General features: G+C 62.0%; 19 protein-coding genes. 4 read left to right on the forward strand and 15 right to left on the reverse strand.

What is annotated here, in order from left to right; all coding sequences use genetic code 11:
• From mltG to aspS, 6 genes are all read right to left on the reverse strand, one after another.
• Entirely contained in the window at positions 1 to 1,155 is a 1,155-nt protein-coding gene (mltG, locus tag KBX07_RS02450) for an endolytic transglycosylase MltG (RefSeq protein ID WP_255995322.1), read from the reverse strand.
• The gene (ruvX, locus tag KBX07_RS02455; RefSeq protein WP_005289965.1) at positions 1,152 to 1,655 is read right to left on the reverse strand and encodes a Holliday junction resolvase RuvX; all 504 of its coding nucleotides are present in this window, start codon (positions 1,653 to 1,655) and stop codon (positions 1,152 to 1,154) included. Before ruvX ends, mltG begins: the two co-directional genes overlap by 4 nt.
• 99 nt (positions 1,656 to 1,754) lie before the next feature.
• Positions 1,755 to 4,436, reverse strand: a complete 2,682-nt coding sequence (gene alaS / locus KBX07_RS02460) for an alanine--tRNA ligase (protein WP_256022840.1) — start codon at positions 4,434 to 4,436, stop codon at positions 1,755 to 1,757.
• A 45-nt stretch (positions 4,437 to 4,481) separates the two neighbouring features.
• Positions 4,482 to 5,828 (reverse strand): replication-associated recombination protein A, encoded by a 1,347-nt coding sequence (locus KBX07_RS02465; RefSeq protein ID WP_256022841.1) that lies wholly within the window; start codon positions 5,826 to 5,828, stop codon positions 4,482 to 4,484.
• Entirely contained in the window at positions 5,825 to 7,069 is a 1,245-nt protein-coding gene (locus KBX07_RS02470; protein ID WP_256022842.1) for a phosphotransferase, read from the reverse strand. Before KBX07_RS02470 ends, KBX07_RS02465 begins: the two co-directional genes overlap by 4 nt.
• A 14-nt stretch (positions 7,070 to 7,083) precedes the next feature.
• Positions 7,084 to 8,946 (reverse strand): aspartate--tRNA ligase, encoded by a 1,863-nt coding sequence (gene aspS / locus KBX07_RS02475; protein WP_256022901.1) that lies wholly within the window; start codon positions 8,944 to 8,946, stop codon positions 7,084 to 7,086.
• A 178-nt stretch (positions 8,947 to 9,124) separates the two neighbouring features.
• On the opposite strand from aspS, the gene KBX07_RS02480 reads away from it, so the two are divergent.
• Positions 9,125 to 10,033: a neutral zinc metallopeptidase gene (locus tag KBX07_RS02480; RefSeq protein WP_256003605.1), complete on the forward strand. Its 909-nt coding sequence runs from the start codon at positions 9,125 to 9,127 to the stop codon at positions 10,031 to 10,033.
• 20 nt (positions 10,034 to 10,053) lie between these two features.
• On the forward strand, positions 10,054 to 10,773 hold the full coding sequence (locus tag KBX07_RS02485) for a CBS domain-containing protein (protein ID WP_005289953.1): 720 nt from the start codon (positions 10,054 to 10,056) through the stop codon (positions 10,771 to 10,773).
• Between the two features lie 217 nt (positions 10,774 to 10,990).
• Here KBX07_RS02485 and KBX07_RS02490 read toward each other — a convergent pair whose 3' ends face one another.
• The 9 genes from KBX07_RS02490 to tpx all read right to left on the reverse strand — a co-directional run bounded on the left by KBX07_RS02490 (position 10,991) and on the right by tpx (position 19,884).
• Positions 10,991 to 11,626 (reverse strand): DUF624 domain-containing protein, encoded by a 636-nt coding sequence (locus tag KBX07_RS02490; RefSeq protein ID WP_005289951.1) that lies wholly within the window; start codon positions 11,624 to 11,626, stop codon positions 10,991 to 10,993.
• A gap of 12 nt (positions 11,627 to 11,638) precedes the next feature.
• The gene (locus KBX07_RS02495) at positions 11,639 to 12,523 is read right to left on the reverse strand and encodes a carbohydrate ABC transporter permease (RefSeq protein WP_255997701.1); all 885 of its coding nucleotides are present in this window, start codon (positions 12,521 to 12,523) and stop codon (positions 11,639 to 11,641) included.
• A 63-nt stretch (positions 12,524 to 12,586) separates the two neighbouring features.
• The gene (locus KBX07_RS02500; RefSeq protein ID WP_005289948.1) at positions 12,587 to 13,432 is read right to left on the reverse strand and encodes a carbohydrate ABC transporter permease; all 846 of its coding nucleotides are present in this window, start codon (positions 13,430 to 13,432) and stop codon (positions 12,587 to 12,589) included.
• 30 nt (positions 13,433 to 13,462) lie between these two features.
• Positions 13,463 to 14,806 carry an ABC transporter substrate-binding protein gene (locus KBX07_RS02505; protein WP_256022843.1) on the reverse strand — a complete coding sequence of 448 codons (1,344 nt, stop codon included), beginning with the start codon at positions 14,804 to 14,806 and terminating at the stop codon, positions 13,463 to 13,465.
• 10 nt (positions 14,807 to 14,816) lie between these two features.
• Positions 14,817 to 16,097, reverse strand: coding sequence for a DUF4032 domain-containing protein (locus KBX07_RS02510; RefSeq protein WP_255995318.1), 1,281 nt, complete (start codon positions 16,095 to 16,097; stop codon positions 14,817 to 14,819).
• A 35-nt stretch (positions 16,098 to 16,132) separates the two neighbouring features.
• Positions 16,133 to 17,251, reverse strand: coding sequence for an ABC transporter ATP-binding protein (locus tag KBX07_RS02515; RefSeq protein WP_256022844.1), 1,119 nt, complete (start codon positions 17,249 to 17,251; stop codon positions 16,133 to 16,135).
• A 145-nt stretch (positions 17,252 to 17,396) separates the two neighbouring features.
• Positions 17,397 to 18,713, reverse strand: a complete 1,317-nt coding sequence (gene hisS / locus KBX07_RS02520; RefSeq protein ID WP_256022846.1) for a histidine--tRNA ligase — start codon at positions 18,711 to 18,713, stop codon at positions 17,397 to 17,399.
• An 11-nt stretch (positions 18,714 to 18,724) separates the two neighbouring features.
• Positions 18,725 to 19,384, reverse strand: a complete 660-nt coding sequence (locus KBX07_RS02525) for an MBL fold metallo-hydrolase (RefSeq protein WP_256022848.1) — start codon at positions 19,382 to 19,384, stop codon at positions 18,725 to 18,727.
• Positions 19,384 to 19,884: a thiol peroxidase gene (gene tpx / locus KBX07_RS02530; RefSeq protein WP_256022849.1), complete on the reverse strand. Its 501-nt coding sequence runs from the start codon at positions 19,882 to 19,884 to the stop codon at positions 19,384 to 19,386. The genes KBX07_RS02525 and tpx overlap by 1 nt, the downstream gene beginning before the upstream one ends.
• A 144-nt stretch (positions 19,885 to 20,028) precedes the next feature.
• Between tpx and KBX07_RS02535 the strand changes: the two genes are divergently transcribed.
• Together KBX07_RS02535 and KBX07_RS02540 are read left to right on the forward strand one after the other, a co-directional pair.
• Positions 20,029 to 20,919, forward strand: coding sequence for a peptidylprolyl isomerase (locus KBX07_RS02535; protein ID WP_256022851.1), 891 nt, complete (start codon positions 20,029 to 20,031; stop codon positions 20,917 to 20,919).
• 335 nt (positions 20,920 to 21,254) lie between these two features.
• Positions 21,255 to 21,572, forward strand: coding sequence for a hypothetical protein (locus KBX07_RS02540; RefSeq protein WP_256022853.1), 318 nt, complete (start codon positions 21,255 to 21,257; stop codon positions 21,570 to 21,572).
• The last annotated feature ends 54 nt before the right edge of the window (positions 21,573 to 21,626 follow it).

The following is a 21,626-nucleotide window of genomic DNA, read 5'->3' on the forward strand; positions in this document are numbered from 1 at the left end:
CTAGCGCTGGGAGTCGAGAATGCCGGAGTCGTAGGCTTTCTGGACTTCAGCTTGGTGCTCCTCGAACGTGTTGGTGAAGATCGTGGTGCCGTCGTGGTCGATCGTGACGAAGAACAGCCACTCGCCGTCAGCCGGGTGCTCCATCGCGTGAATTGCTTCATCCGACGGAGAGGCAATCGGTGTCTCCGGCAGACCGTCCTTAGCGTAGGTGTTCCACGGCGTTTGCCTCTGGCGGTCAGAGTCGCCGGTGGCCAGCTCCACGGATTCCAGGTCGTAGTTGACGGTGGAGTCGAACTCGAGGCGCATCGGCTCGTCGAGGCGGTTGAGGATGACACGGGCAACCTTGTCGAACTCCCCTGCCGGCGCCTCGCGCTCCACGAGGGAGGCAGCGACGAGCAGGTCGTACGGGCTCAGGCCGATCGCCTGGGCACGGCCGACAATGTCGGTGCTGTTGTACTTGTCGGCCGAGCGGGTGACCAGATCAGTGAGAATCGTTTGGGCGTCAGCGCTCGGGTCGACGATGTATTCGCCCGGAGCGATAAGGCCCTCGAGACGCTTCGGGTCGCCCTTGCGTGCCTCGACTGGCTGGATCGCCCACTCAGGCACGCCGAGGGAGGCAGGGTCGGCGTTTGCAGCGACGTCATGAAGCTGCTCAGCGCTCACGCAGCCCTCGGCATCGCCGTCTGGGCCGCAGGTGACTGTGGAGATGTTGGAGTAAATACCAAAGCGCGTGTCTCCACCGACAACGCGGACATCCATCAGCGTCGAACCACCCGGGATCTTCAGCAAGTCGATCTTGTTGGCGGGGTCGAGCAGTGCTGCGACAGCAGCCTCAGCACTCATCTTCTCCTGCAGACGGTAGAAACCGGGCTGGATGCTGTCGGCGTCCGGGGTCGACATTGCCGCAGCTTGGAAAGACTGGTCAGAGCGGACCACGCCCTCCTCTTGCAGCGCTGGTCCCATTTGGCTTAGCGTCGTGCCCTCGGGGATCTCGACGACCTTCTCCACACCGTTGCCGGCACCTTGGAAGTCGCCGCCGTTAGACATCGAGCGTGCAACGGCGATGTAGACGATCGCTCCGATGATGAGCAGAATCGACGCCACCAGAACCGCGATGCCGCGGGTGCGCCCTTGGGAAGTCCTAGCCGAGCTCACGTTGTCGTCTCCTTGAGGTTGAGCTGATTAGCGCGGCCATCGAGCCACGATTGGAGAATAGCCACAGCGGCTGCTTGATCAATCACAGCACGGCCGTCGCGGGCGTTCACCCCAGACAAACGCAACGCATTGGTTGCCTCGACGGTGGTGAGCCGCTCATCTGCGAAGCGGACAGGAACGTCCGGGTTGCGGCGACCAATCCGGAAAGCAATCTCCTTGGCGTGCTTGACGCTTGAGGAACCGTTTCCCTTCAGATCGCGCGGCAATCCGACGACGACCTCTACAGCGTCATATTCGCTAATGATGTCGAGTAAGCGGTCAATGTCCGCACCATCGCGGTCTTTGAAACCGGTCACGCGCTCCACAGTCTCCACCGGGGTGGCCAACAGACCATCCCGGTCAGAAGAAGCCACACCGATCCGAACAGTGCCCACATCGATACCGATGCGGCGCCCCGGACCGGGATCGTCGACCCCGGGGGTATCCGGCTGGATCTTCATGTCGTGGACCTCAATATTGCTATGGAAACTACGGAGAGCGCAGCGTCTTTCCTATGTTGTCAGTGTCGTGATCGATCTGTGACCTAACAGCACCCTAGCTTATACTTTTCCGATTTCTTCACGCAGGGCCGTGAATCCAGCCTCGATTCCGGAGGCGTCGGAACCGGATCCCTGCGCCAGGTCCGGCTTTCCTCCGCCCTTGCCGCCGACATAGCCACCGAACATGCCAACATACTGACCAGCCTTGATGCCCTTATCGACGGCACCCGGTGTTGCCGCCACCGCGAACGGCACCTTGCCGTCGGTGCTAGATGCCAGCACGATGACAGCCGGATCGCTGCCCAAGCGGCCGCGCAGGTCGGTGGCCATGGTGCGCATGTCGCCGCCACCGAGACCGTCCGGAAGTTTCACGGCGAGGAACTTGATGTCTCCTATCGTCTCCGCCTGCTTGACCAGTTCGCCGGTCTGGTTGGCCAGCTCCTTCTTGCGTAGGTTCTCGATCTCCTTCTCCGCCGCGCGCAGGCGCTCAGTGAGTTGGGCGATGCGCTCTGGAAGCTGGTCGGTCGGGGTCTTCAGCTCCTCTGCCAGGCCGCTAGCGAGTGCTGCTTCCTTGGAGAAGTACGCGAAGGAATCCATGCCCGAGTAGGCCTCAATACGGCGCGCACCGGAACCGACGGAAGATTCACCCAGCACAGCCACCGGGCCGATCTGGGACGAGTGCTCCACGTGGGTGCCGCCACACAGCTCGATGGAGAACGGGCCGCCGATCTCCACGACGCGGACCTCATCACCGTAGTTCTCACCGAACAGCGCCATCGCTCCCATCTCTTTCGCGCGCTCAAGAGATGTCTCAAACGTGTTGACAGCGAAATCAGCGTCCACCGCCTGGTTGGCAATGACTGCGATCTCGTCGAGCTGCGCCGGGGTGAGCTGATCGGTGTAGTTGAAGTCGAAGCGCAGGTAGCCCGGCTTATTCATCGACCCAGCCTGGACAGCGGTCGGGCCGAGCACCTGGCGCAGCGCGGCGTGGATGAGGTGGGTGGCGGTGTGCGCCTGACGGGCGCCGTGACGCCACGTCGGGTTCACCTCCGTGCGCACTGTTTGTCCCAGGTCGAGGCCGCCGTTTTCCACGGTCGCCTTGTGGACCCAGAGCTTCTTGTTGCCCACCTTCTGCACGTCGTGCACGGACAGGACGGTGTCGCCCACGACAATGCGGCCGCGGTCAGCTAGCTGGCCGCCGCCCTCGGCATACATCGGGGTGATGTCCAGGATGACCTCGACCTCATCACCCTGGCCGACCTCACCGACCTTCTCACCGCCGCGGACCAGCCCGATGACCTTCGAGTCATGGTCAAGAGTGTCAAAGCCAACGAACTCGGTGGGGTGCGCGTCGACCCATTCGCGGTACAGCGACTCGTCGATATTTCCCGTCTTCTTAGCCTTGCTATCAGCCTTGGCACGGTCGCGCTGCTCCTTCATCGCAGCGTCGAACGCGGACATGTCCACCTCGAGGCCAGCTTCGGCGGCCATCTCAAGGGTGAGGTCAATCGGGAAGCCGTAGGTGTCGTGCAGCTCAAACGCCTGCGCGCCCGGCAGAACGGTCTGGCCGGAACCCTTGACGGTCGCAGCGGCTTCGTCGAAACGGTGGGTGCCGGACTCCAGCGTCTTCAGAAAGGCCTTTTCCTCGTTGACGGCGACGCGCAGGATGCGCTCGCGGTTCTGCTCAATCTCCGGGAAAGACGGGGCCATCGTGTCCATGATCGTGTTCATGAACGTCTCGATGGTGTTGCCCTGCGCGCCGAGCAGCCGTGCCGAGCGGACAATGCGGCGCAGCAAGCGGCGCAGAATGTAACCGCGGCCTTCGTTCGACGGCGTGACACCGTCCAGGATGATCATCATGGCGGTGCGGGAGTGATCGGCGATGACGCGGAAGCGGACGTCAGAAAGCTCCCCTTCTTTACCCCCCGCACCGTACGTGGTGCCGGTGAGCTTCTCCGTCGCCTCAATGACCGAGTGCAGCAAGTCAGTCTCGTAGACGTTGTCCACACCCTGCAGGATGCAGGCGAGACGCTCGATACCCAGGCCGGTATCGATGTTCTTGTTCGGCAGCTCACCGAGAATCTCGAAGCCGCCCTTCTTGTCGCCCTCGCCGCGGATGGACTCCATGAAGACCAGGTTCCAGATCTCCATGTAGCGGTTGTCGTCAGCGATCGGACCGCCTTCCTTGCCGTGCTCGGGCCCGCGGTCGTAGTAGATCTCGGAGCACGGGCCGCACGGGCCGGGCACACCCATGGACCAGAAGTTGTCCTCCATGCCCATCCGCTGAATGCGCTCTGCCGGCACGCCGATCTTGTTCTCCCAGATCTCAGCAGCCTCATCGTCCTCGGTGTACACCGTCACCCACAGGCGCTCGGGGTCCAGGCCGAAGCCACCGTCGGCCTGGCTATTGGTCAGCAGCGACCACGCCAGCTCAATCGCTCCCTCTTTGAAGTACTGCCCGAAGGAGAAGTTGCCCGCCATCTGGAAAAACGTGTTGTGGCGGGTGGTAATGCCCACTTCCTCAATGTCCAAAGTGCGCACGCATTTCTGGATGGACGTGGCCGTGCCGGTTTCGAACGGCGGGGTCTGCTGGCCGAGGAAGTACGGCTTAAACGGCACCATGCCTGCGTTGACGAACAGCAGGGTTGGGTCGTCGAGGATCAGCGAGGCACTGGGCACCGGGATATGGCCGGCGTCGACGAAGTGCTGGGTGAAGCGGTCCCTGATTTCGTGGGTCTGCACAGACGTGTCCTTTGCGGGTCGTTGGACTTTTCTCGTCCAGCTACTTTACCCGCGGACCATTCCTCGCAGTCGCTCGGCGTAGTCCTGGATGCGCTTTTCGGCGCCGTGCCCGGTGGGCTCGTAGTATCGCGCTTCGTCCAGCTCCTCTGGAATGTAGCGCTGCTTGACCACACCGCGTGGATCGTCGTGCGGGTACACGTACCCCACCGCGTTCCCGATCTTTTTAGCCCCCTCATAATGGCCGTCGCGCAGGTGGGGTGGGACGGTCCCGGATTTGCCAGCGCGCACATCAGCAAGCGCGGCGTCAATCGCTTTGATGACCGACGGCGACTTCGGCGCTGTCGCGAGATGAATCGTGGCCTGCGCCAGCGGGAGCCGGCCCTCCGGCATGCCGATGAACTGCACGGCCTCAGCCGCCGCGGTGGCTGCTTGCAGCGCGGACGGGTCGGCCATGCCAATGTCCTCCGAGGCTTGAATGACCAGCCGGCGGGCAATGAACCGCGGGTCCTCCCCTGCCTCAATCATCCGGGCGAGGTAGTGCAAGGCAGCATCGACATCGGAACCGCGGATGGACTTGATGAAGGCGGAGATGACGTCGTAATGCTGATCGCCATCACGGTCGTAGCGCACCACAGCGCGGTCGACGCTGCGGGAAACCACATCAGCGGTGATCGTTCCATCGGCCCCTTCTGCGGCGGCCTCAAGGTACGTCAGCGCGCGGCGGGCGTCGCCGCCGGCGAGCGTCACCAGCTGCTCCCGCGCCTCAGACTCTAAGGTCACCGATCCATTCAGACCTCGTTCCGAGGACACGGCGCGGTCGAGGACGGAGGCAATATCAGCGTCGGAAAGCGACTCAAGCCGCAGCAACAGCGACCGCGATAGCAATGGCGCCACCACACTGAACGAAGGGTTCTCCGTGGTCGCCGCGACAAGCAGCACCGTGCGGTTTTCCACCGCGGCCAACAGCGCGTCCTGCTGTGTTTTGGAGAAACGGTGGACCTCGTCAATGAACAGCACTGTGCGCTGGCCGCGGGCGAGATCGCGCCGAGCGCCGTCCAGCACCTCGCGCACCTGCTTGACACCCGACGACAGCGCCGACAAACCGACAAAGTTCTGCCCCATCGCCGCCGCGATGAGGGAGGCAATCGTAGTCTTGCCCGTGCCGGGCGGTCCGTAGAGAATCACGGACGCTTCACCCGATCCCTCGACGAGACGGCGCAGCGGGCGGCCTTCACCGAGCAAGTGGTCCTGTCCGACGAGCTCATCGAGCGTGCGCGGGCGCATGCGTGCTGCCAGCGGCGCAGACGCCCCAGCCTCGAAGAACGCAGTGCCGCGCTCCCCTGCGGACCCCGCGGCGTCAGAGGGGTCGGCGAAAAGCCCTCCCTGCGTCACTTCAACCGCTCCGCGACGTGAGAGGCGAAATCAGCGATGACGGCGTTGCGCGATGTGTCGTCGGCCGCGGCGTACCACGCCAGCGCAGAGAAAGCATCGCCGATGTCGCGGCGGATCGCTTTCTCCACCGCGGTGAAGTCGGTGTGGGCTGGGGAACGCAACACACTCGCGCCACGCTCCACGTCTTCTTCCAGCGCCTCGGGATCCTGGACGAGCTCGTAGTTGCCGTTGTCCGCCATGATCCAGCCGCCGCCGTAACGCGTCGTTCCGCGCGGCTCTTCGCCGTCCAGGTACAGCAGCGAGACACTGAAGAACGCCCAGCCAACCAGCGCAGCTGTAATGCGGGAGTGCAGTGTTTCGGTGTTCTGCAACGCCGGCCACACGCCGGCGACCTCGGCAATCCAGGCCTCCAGGAACACCTTCGTCTCCGTCTCGCTGATCGGGCGGGCGGAAATGTACTGCGGGAAGCCCGCGATGACACCAGCTACGTCGAAGATGACGTCACGGAACCCGGCCCATTCGTAGTCGAGGAACTGGGTGCGGTCGGCGAAAATGATGTTGTCCGGCGAGAGATCGAACGGCGTGAACGCGCGCGAATCGCCGTGCAGCATGTGCACCTGCACCGTGTCGGCGATGTCGGCGACGTCCGGGGGAACATCAATTCCAGCGCGACGGACGATCTCCAGGCCGTCGAGAATGCGGTTTTCCAGCATCGATTCACGCATCGCCTGAATCTCGCGGGCACCGTCCCTCGCGCGCACCATCCGGGCCAGCAGAGTGTTGAAGCTCAGTTCCGCGCCAGCCGTGCCAGCGTGCATCTTGCCCAGCGACGTGCCAAGGTTGCGCAACAGCCGAATGCGCTGCTCTTCGTCCGAGTTTTCCAGCAACGTCGCCAGCGTGTCGCCGTCGCCAGAGTCGGTGAGAATGATCGCGTGCTGCTCAAGGTCGTAGCCCAGCATCACGGGCCCCGGACGCGCTTCTTCGCTTAACGACGTTGTGAACTGGTACGCCACCACTTCCCGCAGAAAAGCCGCGTCATCGATCGGGTCATCGGTCTGTGGCGAGTACTTGACCACGACGGAGCGGTACGACAGGAAGGGGTTGTTGGCCACACGCAGTCGCAGCACCACCGTGCCACTGGCGCCAGAGAGTTCCTCCGGTTCAGTCAGGTGCTGTTGCCCGCCGTAGCGCTGCGTGAGCACCGCTTCGGCGACGGCAATGATCTGCTGCTGGTCCAACATGGCGTGTGCCCTCGCTACTGGCCGGGCGTGCCTGCTTCATTGAGGGACGCTTCGTCGCCGAGCTTCACCTCGTTGTCCGCGCCCGCTGCAGCATCAGCCGGCTTCTTCTCCGGCTTGAAGTCAACTCCGGTCTCCTTGCGCTGTGCAGCCGGAATCGGTCCCGGAGCGTCCGTCAGCGGGTCGACGCCGCCGCCGGACTTCGGGAAGGCGATCACGTCGCGGATGGAGTCAAAGCCGCCCAGCAGGGAGACAATGCGGTCCCAGCCGAAGGCGATGCCGCCGTGGGGCGGGGCGCCGAAGGAGAAAGCGTCGAGCAGGAAGCCGAACTTCTCCTGTGCTTCCTCATCACTAATGCCCATGACGTCGAAGACGCGCTTTTGCACATCCTGGTTGTGGATACGAATCGAGCCGCCGCCGATCTCGTTGCCGTTGCAGACAATGTCGTAGGCGTAGGCCAGAGCCTCACCCGGCTCCTTGTCAAAGCTGTCCAGGTACTCCGGCTTCGGCGAGGTGAAGGCGTGGTGCACGGCCGTCCATTGGGAGTTGCCCAATGCGACGTCGCCGGATGCCGTGGCGTCCGCTGCCGGCTCGAACATCGGGGCATCGACGACCCAGGTGAAGGCCCACGCGTCATCGTCGATAAGCCCGAGCTTGTTGGCGATCTCACCGCGTGCGGCACCGAGAAGCGCACGCGAAGACTTCGTGTCGCCCGCGGCGAAGAAGATGCAGTCGCCTGGCTTCGCGCCCACGTGCACGGCAATGCCTTCGCGCTCGGCGTCGGTGATGTTCTTTGCCACGGGACCAGACAGCTCGCCGTCCTCCCCGATGAGGATGTACGCCAGGCCCTTGGCACCGCGCTGCTTTGCCCATTCCTGCCAAGCGTCGAGCTGGCGGCGCGGCTGGGAGGCACCACCCTCCATGACGACGGCGCCGACGTACTCGTTCTGGAAGACGCGGAAGGTGGTGTCCTTGAAGAAGTCGGTGCACTCCACCAGCTCGATGTCGAAGCGCAGGTCCGGCTTGTCGGAGCCGTACTTCTCCATCGCTTCCTTGTAGGTCATGCGCGGAATCGGTGTGGTGATCTCGTAGCCGATGAGCTTCCACAGCTCCACCACGATTTCCTCGGCGAGCTCAATAATGTCGTCCTGGTCGACAAAGCTGGCCTCAATATCCAGCTGGGTGAATTCCGGCTGGCGGTCAGCGCGGAAGTCCTCGTCGCGGTAGCAGCGCGCGATTTGGAAGTAGCGCTCCATGCCGGCCACCATGAGCAGCTGCTTGAACAGCTGCGGCGACTGCGGCAGCGCGTACCAGGAACCCGGGCGCAGACGGGCCGGGACGAGGAAGTCACGGGCACCTTCCGGGGTGGAACGCGTCAGCGTCGGGGTTTCAATCTCCACGAACTCGTGCTTGCTCAGCACGTCGCGTGCAGCCTTGTTAGCCTTCGAGCGCAAACGCAGGGCTTCGGCCTGGCGCTCACGACGCAGATCCAGGTAGCGGTAACGCAGGCGCGTTTCCTCGCCGACCTCGCCCGAGGAGAAGTCCTCGACCTGGAACGGCAACGCCGCAGACTTGGACAGCACCTCAAGCTCGGTGGCGTTGACCTCGATCTCACCAGAGGCCAGGTTCGGGTTCGCAGAGCCCTCCGGACGCGGCTCCACCACACCGGTGACCTTGACACAGAACTCGCTGCGCAGGTCATGAGCGGCCTCAGCGACATCAGACTCACGGAAGACCACCTGCGCGTAACCGGAACGGTCACGCAAATCAATGAAGATCACGCCGCCGTGGTCACGGCGACGACCAACCCAGCCGGTGAGGGTGACGGTCTGGCCGTCCATATCTTTACGGAGATCTCCCGCAAGGTGAGTGCGCAGCACGGTGTACTCCACGTCCTTCCACGTTTCAAGCTTGAACGATTGCGTTTAACTCCCGCGAGTCTACCCAATGGCCCGACCACTCCCACGAACGGCTGTTCTCCACGGTTCGCGTCGACTATGACCCGGTGCTGTGGCAGTTCACGGCAGCAGTGGCGCGATGCTGTGGCACAATTCACGTATGACGTTCAAGAGCGGTGTGACCCCGACGGGTCAAGGTGTAAGCACCTCCGGCGGCAGCGGCCGCCGTGGCGGTGGCGGTATGCCCATCATGGTTGGCGGCGGCGGACTGGGCACCCTGGTCCTCGTCGCTTTGTTCCTCTTGCTGGGCGGCGGGGGCGGTGGCGGCGGTACATCGCCCGCCCCGCAAGGCCAGGGCCAGCACAGCGAGCAGGGTGGTGACGGCTTCGACCTGGCTCAGTGCCAGCGCGAAGGTGCTGTCAACGAGATTCCGGAGTGCCGCGCTGCTGCCACCGCAGATTCTTTGAACAACATTTGGGGCGGGGTCCTGCCGGAGCAGGCGGGCATCGACTACTCCATGCCGAACATGCGCATGTTTGAAGGCGACGTACAGACCGGCTGCGGTTTCGCCAGCGCTGACACCGGCCCGTTCTACTGCCCGCGGGACAAGACGATCTATATTGACGTGAGCTTTTACAACCAGCTCGAGCGCATGGGCGGTTCCGACGGCTCTCTGTCACAGATGTACGTCGTCGCCCACGAGTGGGGCCACCACCTTCAGAACCTCGAAGGCACCCTGGGCCTGAGTGACTACAACAACCCGGGCGAAGACTCTGCTGCGGTCGCCATTGAGCTGCAGGCCGACTGCTACGCCGGTGTGTGGGCATCCCGCGCCGACAAGGGCGAGGAGGCCATGCTAGAACCGATCACTGAAGAGCAGGTCAAACAGGCAGTCCAGACCGCCCGCGCGATCGGCGACGACCACATCCAGGAGCAGTCGGGCCGCGAGGTCAACCCTGACGCGTGGACCCACGGTTCATCCGAGCAGCGCCAGCAGCTCTTCCTCGCCGGCTACAACTCCGGCTCCATGTCCCAGTGCGACACCCTAAACCGCGGCGCCTACAAGTAGACCCCTTTCACTGAGTAGTTATGAGCGAACCCACCAACCGTGCCGTCCCCTTCATGGCCGCCTTCAACGACATTGAGAGCTTTCTCCGCACCGCTTTGGACGCGAAGAAGTCGGACAGCTTCAACTGGATGGTCTCCAAGGCGGAGAAGAAGAACATTGTCACCCCCGCCCAGGCCAACGACCTGAAAGAGTTCGCCAGCCTCCGCAACGCCATTAGCCATGGTGAGTGGCAGGACTTCCGCCCCATCGCCGAGCCGCTGGCGGAGACGGTCGCGGAGATCGAGCGGATCCGTGACCAGCTTCTCGATCCCCCTCTGGCCATCGACATCCTCGGCCACCAAGACGTGATCACGTTCTCCCCCGACGACGACATTCACGAGCCCCTGCGCGTCATCCGCGACACCGGTATCTCCCAGTTCCCCGTTTACGACGACCGCCAGTGCATTGGTGTCCTCACCACGAACACCATCGCTCGTTGGCTCGCTGAGGACCTGGCTGAGGACGACACCATCAGCGCCAAGCCCGTAGGAGAGATCCTCTCCCACAATGAGCCCAAAGACCACGCGATCTTCATGCCGCGCACTGCCACTGCAGTCGAGGTCATTCACGCGCTCACCTCCCCCGGCAACGAGCGCACACTCCCCCGCTTGGTCATCATCACCGAGCACGGGAACCCGAACCAGCAGCCGCTGTGCGTGGTTACGGCCTCCAATTTGCCCGCGCTTTTCGACGCCGCTTAGCCCCCGGCCCCTCACCGCAGCCCCCGGAACGAACGCTCTCGGTTCGTCCCGCCCCGCCGCAGACATATAAAGGTTTTGTGATTTTCGTGCCGTTGAAATCGGCTGCACAAACGCCCAGTTCAGTTGTTACTTATGGGACAGGAGTTACTTGACGCGTGGACGGCACGAAAATGCGGCTCCCTGAACGGGCTCGCGCCCGCCACCCCGGCCCCCGGGTTTAATCAGCGAGCTCCTGCCCGAGCGGGCGCGCCAGCACGAGTCGCACGAGGTACAGCGCAACGGCGGGAATGAAGAAGAACGCCAGTGGCACTGATAGGGCAACCGGCAGTTTGATCGCGACAAGCGCTGCTCCTGCCACGACAAGGACAGCGATGACTGTGCGGCCGAGGAACCGGAACGTGTTCTGAATCGCAGCTGTAGCCAGTTCCACGAAACCATCCCGGTCCTCCTCCGCAGGCAATGAGGCGAGGGCAAAGAACCACACCGTGATGCCGGCGATCATGATCGCCCCGGAGAGAGCAAGCCCTTGAATGACGGTGAGTGCAGCACCGTCGATACCAGCTTGGAACACCACGAATTGCTGGTAAACCAGCAGCGCACCCGCCAGAAGCAGCAGGATCCAGTAGAGGGATACGCTCTTCCACCGCACGGTGAGGTGCCGGATGAACATGAGCCCATAACGGGATCCCCGCCCCTGCACCATGTCCCCGACCACGGCGTTCGCGGCGCGCCACGCGGCACCCCCGGTCACCACCGGTAAGGATGTGACCACCAACAGCATGTTGAGGATCACGATGTCCGCGAGCAGCGTGAACGCCGCCATGAACTTCGAGTCGGGGTGGAAGATCTGCATGTGCTCTCGCAGCTAGCCCTTCACAGCACCTGCGGCGACGCCTTCGATGATGTGCTTCTGTGCGGCGACGTAGAAGATGATGATCGGGGTGATGGCCAGCACCAGCATGGCCATCATCGCACCGAGGTCGCGGTCGCCCTGGGATCCGATGAACTGCTGGATGACAACCGGGATGGTGCGGTACGGGGTGGACAGGCCGATGACCAGGTACGGCAGGAGGTAGTCGTTCCAGATCCACATGGCGTTGAGGATGGCTACGGTGATAGCCGTGGGCTTGAGCATCGGAAGAACAACACGGAAGAACGTCGCCAGCGGTGAGCACCCGTCGATGTAAGCGGCTTCCTCAATCTCGAGCGGAATGGATTTCACGAATCCGGAGAACATGAACACCGACAGTCCGGCCCCGAAGCCGAGGTAGAGCACGACCATGCCCAGCGGGTTGGCCAAGCCGAGCCGGTCGGCGATGACGACAGTCGGGAACATGACCATTTGGAACGGGATGACCATGGAGAACACGAAAGCGTAGTACAGGCCGTTGGTCCACCACGTCTTCACACGGGTGATGTAGTAGGCGGTCATCGCGGAGAAGAACACGATCACCACGACAGAGCTAATCGTGATCACGAACGACCACACGATCGCCCATCCAAACCCTTCACCCTGCACACCAGTGACGTAGTTGGTCAGCCCAGCCCACAGCTCACCCACCGGCAGCGCGAACGGGTTGGTGGAAATGGCGAAACGGTCCTTGAACGAGTTCAACAGGATGAAGAAGATCGGCCCGAGGAACACAACGGTCAGGAAGATCAGCACTGCATAAATGAGGACCTTCGCACCGCCGGACACTGTGGATTCGTCGGCAGCGGCGCGTTTGTCGCTTTTCGACGGCGTCTTCATCCCGGCTGCTTCAGTCTCTCCTTCGACAGCTTTATCGGTTGCGTTGATGCTGGTAGTCATGATTTAAGCCTCCACTTCCCGGCTGCGGGTGGCGCGCAGCTGGAACATTGCGATGGCGACGACTACGACGACGAAGATGACTGCCTTCGCCTGCCCCACGCCTTCGGCGCCCACGCGGTTGAACATGGTCTTGACAATGTTGAGGGCGACCATTTCGGTCTCGCCTCCGGGTGCGCCGTCGGTAAGCGCCAAGTTCTGGTCGTAGACCTTGAACGTGTTCGACAGCGTCAGGAACAAGCAGATGGTGATCGACGGCATCATCAGCGGAATGGTCACGTGACGCAGCTCTTCCCATTTGGACACACCGTCGATCTCAGCGGCCTCGATGAGTTCCGGCGGGACGTTCTGGAGCCCGGCGATGTAGATGATCATCATGTACCCGATGAGCTGCCAGTTCATCAGCATGATCAGGCCGGCGTATCCGAAGCGCCAGTCCGCGGCGATCGTGGTCTCGTAGTTCGCCAGCACAGCGTTGATCATCGACTGCCAGGTGTAACCGAGCACGATGCCGCCGATCAGGTTCGGCATGAAGAACACCGTGCGGAAGAAGTTGGTGCCGCGCAGTTTCCGCGTCAGCGTCCACGCGATTGCGAAGGCGATGACGTTGACGGTGATGATGGACACCACCGCCACCAGGATGGTGAAGAGCAGCGCTGAAACGAACCCTTCACGCTCGGAGAAAACGCGCGCATAGTTGTCCAGGCCGACCCAGGTGGCATCGGTAATAGTGGTGAAGTCAGTGAATGATAGCGCCGTACCGACGAGGAACGGCACGAAGAACGCGATGCCGAATGCGATCAGTGTCGGCAGCACGAAGATGGGGAAATATTTCTTCAGTGTCTCTTGCATGGTGTGGTCCCTTGGTTGCTCCCGGTCCGCCTAATCCATCAAGGCGATCTGGTTGTCCATCTCGTACGTCCAGTCCTCTTTGAGCTTGCGCACGAGGTCCTCCCACGACATGTTTCCGTTGGCGTACTGCGCAAGGTTCTGGCCGTACAGGTCGCGGAACTGCTGGTTCGGTGAGTACTGGAAGTCCCACGGGAGGGCCTCGACGGAGTCGTCGTTAAGCGCTTCCTGCACTTGGCGTGCAAGCGGATCGTCTGGAACGTCGTCGATGCCGTAGTTCTCAAACGGGGCGATGAAGCCCAACTCGTTGATGACGAGCTCCTTGCCGCGTTCGGACAGGAAGAGCCAGTCAAGGAAGTCTTGCGTGGCCTGCTGGTCTTCTTCGCTGGCCTTGTTGTTGACTGACAGGAAGTTCTCAGTGCCCACGTTGAGTCCGACTTCTTCCTCGTTCGGCAGCCCCATGTACATGGGCATGAACTTGATCTTGTCCTCTTTGACGGTGTTGCCGCCCTCCCCGGAAATCTGGCCCCAGGCCCAGTTGCCGTTCTGGACCATCGCGGCCTTGCCAGTGGCGAATTCCGCCATCGCATCGGACACCGCGCGGGCAGGCGCCAAGCTGGGGTTGACGGTGGAGTTTTCCAAGTACAAGTCGAGCAGGTTGTGGTAATTCTCGCCGTAGGTGAACTCAAGCTCCCGCAGATCAGAGAAGTCTTGGACACCGCGGTCTTCAATCTCGTAGTGCAGCGGGCCGTTCATGAGGTGGTTCGTCCACCGCCACTCTTCGCCGGCTCCGAGCGAGGTCGCCGCGAACACGCCCTCGATGCCCAGCTCGTCTTTGCGCGCCTGCATGTCTTCCGCCACGACCTTCAAGTCGTCGAAGGAATTGAGCTCCTCCATCGAGGTGACCTTCGCATCAGGAAGCGCGAAGTAGGCTTCCATGATCTCTTCGTTGTAGAGAATGCCGAAGCCCTCCATCGCGAAGGGAACGCCCACGATCTTGCCGTCCGGATCAGTGATGGGCTGCGCGTCATCCTGCAGCGACGTGGCAATCTCGAAGTCGGACATGTCAGCCAGATAATCCTTCCAGATGCCGTAGCCTTCTTGGCCGTTGATCTGGAACAGCGTCGGCGCGTTGGACTTGGCCATCTCGGCCTTGAGCGTCTGCATGTAGGAACCGGAGGCAGCGGTGACTACTTTGACCGGCACTCCGGTCTCTGCGGTGTATTCCTCGGCGATCTTCTCGAATGCCTCGGCCTGCTCCGGTTTGAAGTTCAGGTAATACACGTTCGGGCCGTTGTTTTGCCCGCAGGCAGTGAGCAGCGACGCGCTCAACCCGACGGCAGCAACAGCCGCCAGTACGCGGGTGGTCGATTGCATGGAATGTACCTCACTCATCATCGATCGTCGTTTCAAGATCTTGGGTTTCAGCAGTGTAAATGCGCGCCTCATCGGGCCGGGCGGGCAGGATGGTGCGGAAGTAGGATTGGGCTGCTTCGTCGAGGGGAACGTAGCGCGACTCATTTTCGGAGACGAACCAGCGGTGGTCCAGAATCTCGTGGAAGACTTGGACGGGCTCAAGCTTTGCGCGCAATGCGGGCGGCGTGAGCGCGACGATCGGGTCGTACCTGTTCACCAACCAGTCGAGCGCGACTTCCTCTTGGGACAGTGCACCGTCGTGGTGGAGCGCCCGGTAGACCTCCATCTCACCCAGCAACCGCTGCGCTTGCCTGTCCTGGACATCCAACCCAGTGAGTTGTTTGAGCTTGCGGCGATGGAAGCCGGTGGAGAACACTGCCGGTTCGATGCTCACTCGGTAGACATCGACGGTCTCGTTGTCAGCCCCGGTCCTACTCTCATGGCTGATCTCGGTCTCACCGATGTCGAAGCCGAGGGCGTGAATCTTCTCCACGTGCTCGGCAATTTGGGCGAAGGCGTCGCCTTCGACAACCAGCTCCTCCGTCATGAGGCCCCACAGTTCGTGGTAGATCGCGTCGACGGCATTGCCGAGGGCGATGACATCCACAGCGGCGTCGATGTATCCACCTGCTTGCAGGTCCATGAGTTCGCCGATGATGTTGACCCGGGCGAGCTCGACGTCGTAAAGCCTGCGTCCGCGCGAGAGCGGCTCGTGAAACTCGCCAGTCTCAGCGTCAACCAGGTACGCAGAGAACTCGTCGGCGTCGCGTCGGAACAAGGTGTTCGATAACGACACGTCGCCCCAATAGAAATTCAGCAGGTGAAGGCGAACGAGCAGCACCGCGAGTGCGCGAATCAGCTTGCTCACCGTCTCTGGACCCAGTGCCCGGCTGAACACGTCGCGGTACGGCAACGAGAATTCCAGGTGCTCCGTGACCAGGCACGGTGTGAGTTGCTCTTCCCCCGACGCGCTGGTGCGGTTAGCCACGACAGCGACCGGGGTCACACACGGAATGTCGAGGGTACGGAGCTTTTTCAGCGTGCGGTACTCGTGGTACGCCACCGACTCGCCGATCTCTTTGATGGCCAGAGCCGCTCCCCCGGCAGAAATCAGTCGAACCGTATGCCGCGAGATACCCCGCGGGTGCGCAGCGAGCAGCTCAGAAGGCCAGTTCTCCAGCGGGGTGGACCATGGCAGGCGAAGCAGCACCTTGGCATACGCCGGCGACTGGATGCTCATTTTCTCTGACATGGTCACTTCACCCCGCGCGGAAAGCGCGGCTTGTTCTAGATCCTTTTCCCGGTGGCCTTAGAGAACACGTGGAGACCGCCCTCATTGACGGTGACGTGAATGATGTCACCGTCTTTGATCCCGGACATTGGTGCCACGCGCACCACAATCTGGCCGGCCGCGGAATCGTCCACGCCCTCTTCGCGCCACTCGCCGCCGACCAGGTGACCGTAGATGAAGGAATCGGAGCCGAGTTCCTCGATGAAATCGACCTCAACAGGCACAGTGTGCTCGGTGGTCTCCGGAACAACGGTCAGAGCCTCCGGGCGGAACCCGATGATGATCTGGTTGTTGTCCTCCGGCGTGAGAGCCTGAACGTGCTCAGGTGCGAGCGGGATGGATGCATCGCCGAGTCGCGCCACATTGCCTTCAACATTGAACGTGGACAAGTTCATCGCCGGGGAACCGATGAATCCGGCGACGAAGACGTTGACGGGCTCCTCATACAGCTCACGCGGGGTGCCCACCTGCTGCAACTCACCGAAGTTGAGCACGGCGATCCGGTCGCCCATGGTCAAGGCCTCGGTCTGGTCGTGAGTGACGTAAATGGTGGTCACACCCATGCGGCGCTGGAGGCTGGCAATCTGGGTACGCGTCTGCACACGCAGCTTCGCATCCAGGTTGGACAGTGGCTCATCCATGAGGAAGACCTGCGGCTCGCGTACGATGGCGCGCCCCATGGCCACACGCTGACGCTGACCACCGGACAGCGCCTTCGGTTTGCGGTCGAGGTACTCAGTCAGGTCGAGCGTTTTCGCGGCTTCCTCGACCCGGCGGTCGATATCGCCCTTATCCATGCCCGCGATCTTCAGGGCAAAACCCATGTTCTCGCGCACGGTCATGTGCGGGTATAGGGCGTAGTTCTGGAAGACCATGGCGATGTCGCGGTCTTTTGGCGATTCGTTCGTGACATCGCGGTCGCCGATCAGAATGCGCCCCTCGTTCGTCTCCTCCAAACCCGCTAGCATGCGCAGCGCGGTGGATTTTCCAGAGCCAGACGGCCCAACGAGAACAAGAAACTCACCGTCCGCAATTTCAAGATCGAGCTTATCGACGCTTGGTTTGACCGCCTTCGGATAAATCCTCGTGGCCTTGTCGTAGATCACCGTTGCCATATGCTTCTCCTCTGTTAGCCGGCGAACCCATCGGTTTAGTTTTCATCAAACCTTAGGTTGACCTTAACATCGGCGATTCACTTCCAAGGCATTCTGCAGTTATGGGCTTACTCACCCCCACTACCCCCGCGTCAACCGGGGGAAATTATTGCTCCTCAACGTCGTTAGGGACGAAGATCGCGTCGATGATCTCGTGAACGTCGAGGGCAACGGTCTTCTGAGTTTGGTCCTCGAGGTTCTTGACAGTGATCTCACCGGCTTCGAGTTCGCGCTCGCCCAGGACCAGGGCAGCTCCTGCTCCGGAACGGTCTGCACCCTTCATGGCTCCCTTGAGACCGCGTCCACCGTAGGACATGTCGGCGGAGATGCCGTTGTGGCGGAGTTCGTCGATAAGCAATGCCATGCGTTTTTGAGCCTGCTCGCCAATGCCCACGCCGTATGCGACGACGCGCTGGTCAACGCCCTCGATCTGCACGCCTTCAGCTTCAAGGGCGAGCACAGTGCGATCGACGCCGAGGCCGAAGCCAATGCCAGAAAGGTCTTGGCCGCCGATTTGGGCCATCAGGCCGTCGTAACGCCCGCCGCCGCCGATGCCGGACTGTGCGCCCAGGCCGTCGTGAACGAACTCGAAGCACGTCTTGGTGTAGTAGTCCAGGCCGCGGACCATGCGCGGGTTGATCGTGTAAGCAATGCCGAGGTCGTCGAGCGAGCCGGTGACAGTCTCGAAATGCGCACGGCACTCACCACTCAAGTGGTCGAGCATGAGCGGCGCGTCCGCGGTCATCTCCTGGACCTCGGGGCGCTTGTCGTCCAGGACACGCAAGGGGTTGATCTGCGCGCGGTGACGGGTTTCCTCATCCAGCGGAAGGTCCAGGAGGAAGTCCTGCAGTTTCTGGCGATAGGCCGGGCGGCAGGTGCTATCCCCCAGGCTGGTCAGCTCGAGGCGGTAACCGGTCAGGCCCACGGCGCGGTAGCAGCGGTCTGCCAGGGCGATCACTTCGACATCGAGAAGCGGGTCGTCAACACCGATCGCTTCCACACCGACCTGCTGGAGCTGGCGGTAGCGGCCGGCTTGCGGGCGCTCGTAGCGGAAGAACGGGCCATAGTAGTTGAGCTTGACCGGTAGCTGGCCGCGGTCGAGATTGTGCTCGATGACGGCGCGCATGACGCCAGCTGTCCCCTCCGGGCGCAGTGTGACAGAGCGGTCACCGCGGTCGGCGAAGGTGTACATCTCCTTCGAAACCACATCGGTGGACTCGCCGACGCCGCGTGCGAAGAGCGTGGTGTCCTCAAAAATCGGCAACTCGATGTGCTGGTAACCAGCCAGCTGCGCCTGACGGACGAACTCGGAGCGGACCGCATGGAACGTGGCGGACGTCGGCGGGACGTAATCCGGCACGCCCTTCGGGGCGCTCAGCGGCTGAAACTTCTCGGTCTTTTCGGGCTGGCCAGTGTTGCTCACGTCGGTCGATCTTAGCGCGCGGAGCGTGCCTCGATGAGAAACGGGTTCGTCCGACGTTCCTTGTCCATTGTGGTGGCTGCGCCGTGGCCGGGCAGAAGGGTAAGCGAGTCGTCGAGATCCCACACGGGTCCCGCCAAAGACTCATTCATTGCAGCCGGATCACCGAGCGGCAGATCGGTGCGGCCGATCGTCCCAGCGAAGAGAACGTCGCCAGTCAACGCGACATTCTCCTCCTCGTTGACCAGGATCGTCGACCCCGGTGAGTGACCGGGCGCGTGAACGATCCGGAAGTCGATCCCAGCGAACGTCATCGTGGAGCCAGCCTCAAGGTGGCGCAGATCCTCCGGCATCTTCATGTCGTTCGTGCGGAAAAGCTGCGCGAACTGGCCGGGTGCGCCCCACTTCGGGTCGAGCATGACCTCATCGTCGGGGTGAATGTAGACGGGCACATCGAACTCAGCACACTCACGGGTGTGATCAATGTGACCGTGGGTGAGTACAACGCACTCAAGCTGCGCACCGAACTGCCCCAAAAGTTCGCGCACCTTATCGACGGTGCCGAGCCCCGGGTCCACAACAAACGCCGCCGGTCGGTCCGAACCATTCGCCTTGCTGACGACGACGTAGGTATTGGTCTGAAATGGCCCAGCAGTGAAACCAGAAAGCTGCATTACTTGCCCAGCGCTTCCTTGGCTGCGTCGTAGTCGGGCTCGTTCGCGATCTCGCCAACGAGTTCGGTGTGCACGACGTTGTGGTCCGCATCGGTTACCACGACGGAGCGCGCGAGCAGCCCCTCGATGGGCGAACCCTGCATGACCACGCCGTAGTCCACGCCGAAGGTGGAGCGGAATGCGGAGGCGGCAACAACGTTGTCGATCCCCTCAGCCGCGCAGAAACGCTGCTGCGCAAAAGGCAGGTCCTTGGAGATGCACAGCACCACGGTGTCGTCGACATCAGCGGCCACTTCGTTAAACGTACGCACGGACTGAGCGCACACGCCAGTATCCAGGGACGGGAAGATGTTGAGCACTAGTTTCTTGCCAGCGAAGTCGGAGTCGCGGACAGTGCCCATGTCCCCGCCGACGAGTTCGAAGGACGGGATTGCGGAGCCCACTGCGGGCAATTCGCCGGAGGTCGTGGTCGGTTCGTTGCGGAATGTGACGTTAGCCATGCGCCCCACAGTAAATAAGGGCGCGCAATCCCGCCACGATCGCTGAACACTCGACTCGCGACCCATCGCACCCCCGCGAAGCACCCACCGACTAGTCTTTTTATGCATTCGACCACCTAGGCCCATTACTTAAAGGGAGTTCACGTGACCAACAATGCACAGCGCGGTAAGGATGCTCTGAAAGAGCTCGACCGCGAGATCAAGGCGCGCGACCGCAAGGAGCAGCAGCGCCCCTGGACTATTGCGGCCCTGTCGCTGCTGGTGATTGCACTTGTCGGTGGCGGCATTTACCTGGCCGCAACCTGGGGCAGTGATGACGAAGAGATCTCGGCCGAGGAGCAGGAACAGGAGCAGACCGAGGAGCAGCAGGAGATGGACCCGGTGGCCCTGTCCCGCCAACGCTCCGAGCCGTTGGAAGAAACAGTCTCTTGCACCTACGAAGAGGACGGCGCGGACGAGTTCTTCAAGGGCCTGCCGGAGCAGGAGAACGTCTCCACCCAGGGCACGGTGGACATCACCCTGGACACGTCTGCCGGCCCGATCGGCATGACACTGGACCGTTCCGTCTCCCCGTGCACGGTCAACGCGATCGAGTACCTGGCGAAAGAGGGCTACTACGACGACACCATCTGCCACCGCATCACCACTGAAGGCATTCACGTCCTGCAGTGCGGTGACCCGTCCGGCACCGGTTCCGGTGGCCCGGGCTTCAAGTTCGCCGATGAGTACCCGGTCGATGACCCAGCCGAGAACGAGAACATGACCTCCCTTTACGAGCGCGGCACCATCGCCATGGCCAACTCCGGACCGGGCTCGAATGGTTCCCAGTTCTTCCTCAACTACCAGGATTCTCCGCTCCCGCCGGCGTACACCTACTTCGGCACCATCAGCGACGAAGGCCTGGCAACTCTGGACAAGATCGCCGAGAAGGGCGTGAAAGAGCCGGAGAATGAAGAAGAGGCAATGGGCATGATGAACCCGGGCGACGGCACACCGGCTGAGGAAGTCCGAATCACCACCGCAACGGTCGGATAGCACCCGCCCAACCCTCTCCCCCGCTCAGTGATCTTCATCACAGTGGCGGGGGATTTCCTTTTGCTTTTAGCTTCACGACGCTCCCAGTTCCCCCACAGCAAACATCCACCATTCCCTCAAGCGCATAGGCAATCGCCACGTCAGCTGGTTTTTCTCTGGCCGGACAAACAACGGACCGCCCTACCAGTAACTTTCGAGGCCAAACACAGATTCGCACTCTTCCAGTGCGGAATCCGTCCAAATGTGGTGAATTCCCTGTGAACCACCTTGCCCGCCTGATACGCGATATGTAAGGTAGCCACCGACATAACGAGCTTCTTCTGAAAGGCATTCACATGAAGATCCGCAAGGGCCTCCTCGCCGCTGCAACTGCAGCAACCGTTTCCATCTCCGGCATGACCGTTCCGGCTTTCGCTCAGGACGACACCAACGCTGTGGCTCCGAGCAGCACCACGGGCCGCGCTGCTGGCTCCTCCGACGAAGCGAACGCCCTCGGGGAGGTTGGCGAAAAGATTAAGGCGGGTTCCTCCGATAAGGACGGCAACTGGGACCCGAAGAAGATCTCTGCTTGGATTGGTGTGTTCACCGCACTCCTTACCGCCGTCGGCGCTCTGATCACGTTCCTCGACAAGAACTTCGACATCAAGTTCTAGGGCATCACCCTTGATCGGCGCCTAGTATGAGGCCATCCGGCCGCCGGGATTTCC

It is taken from the genome of Corynebacterium sp. CCUG 70398 (genome assembly GCF_024454055.1).
GTDB lineage: Bacteria > Actinomycetota > Actinomycetes > Mycobacteriales > Mycobacteriaceae > Corynebacterium > Corynebacterium genitalium.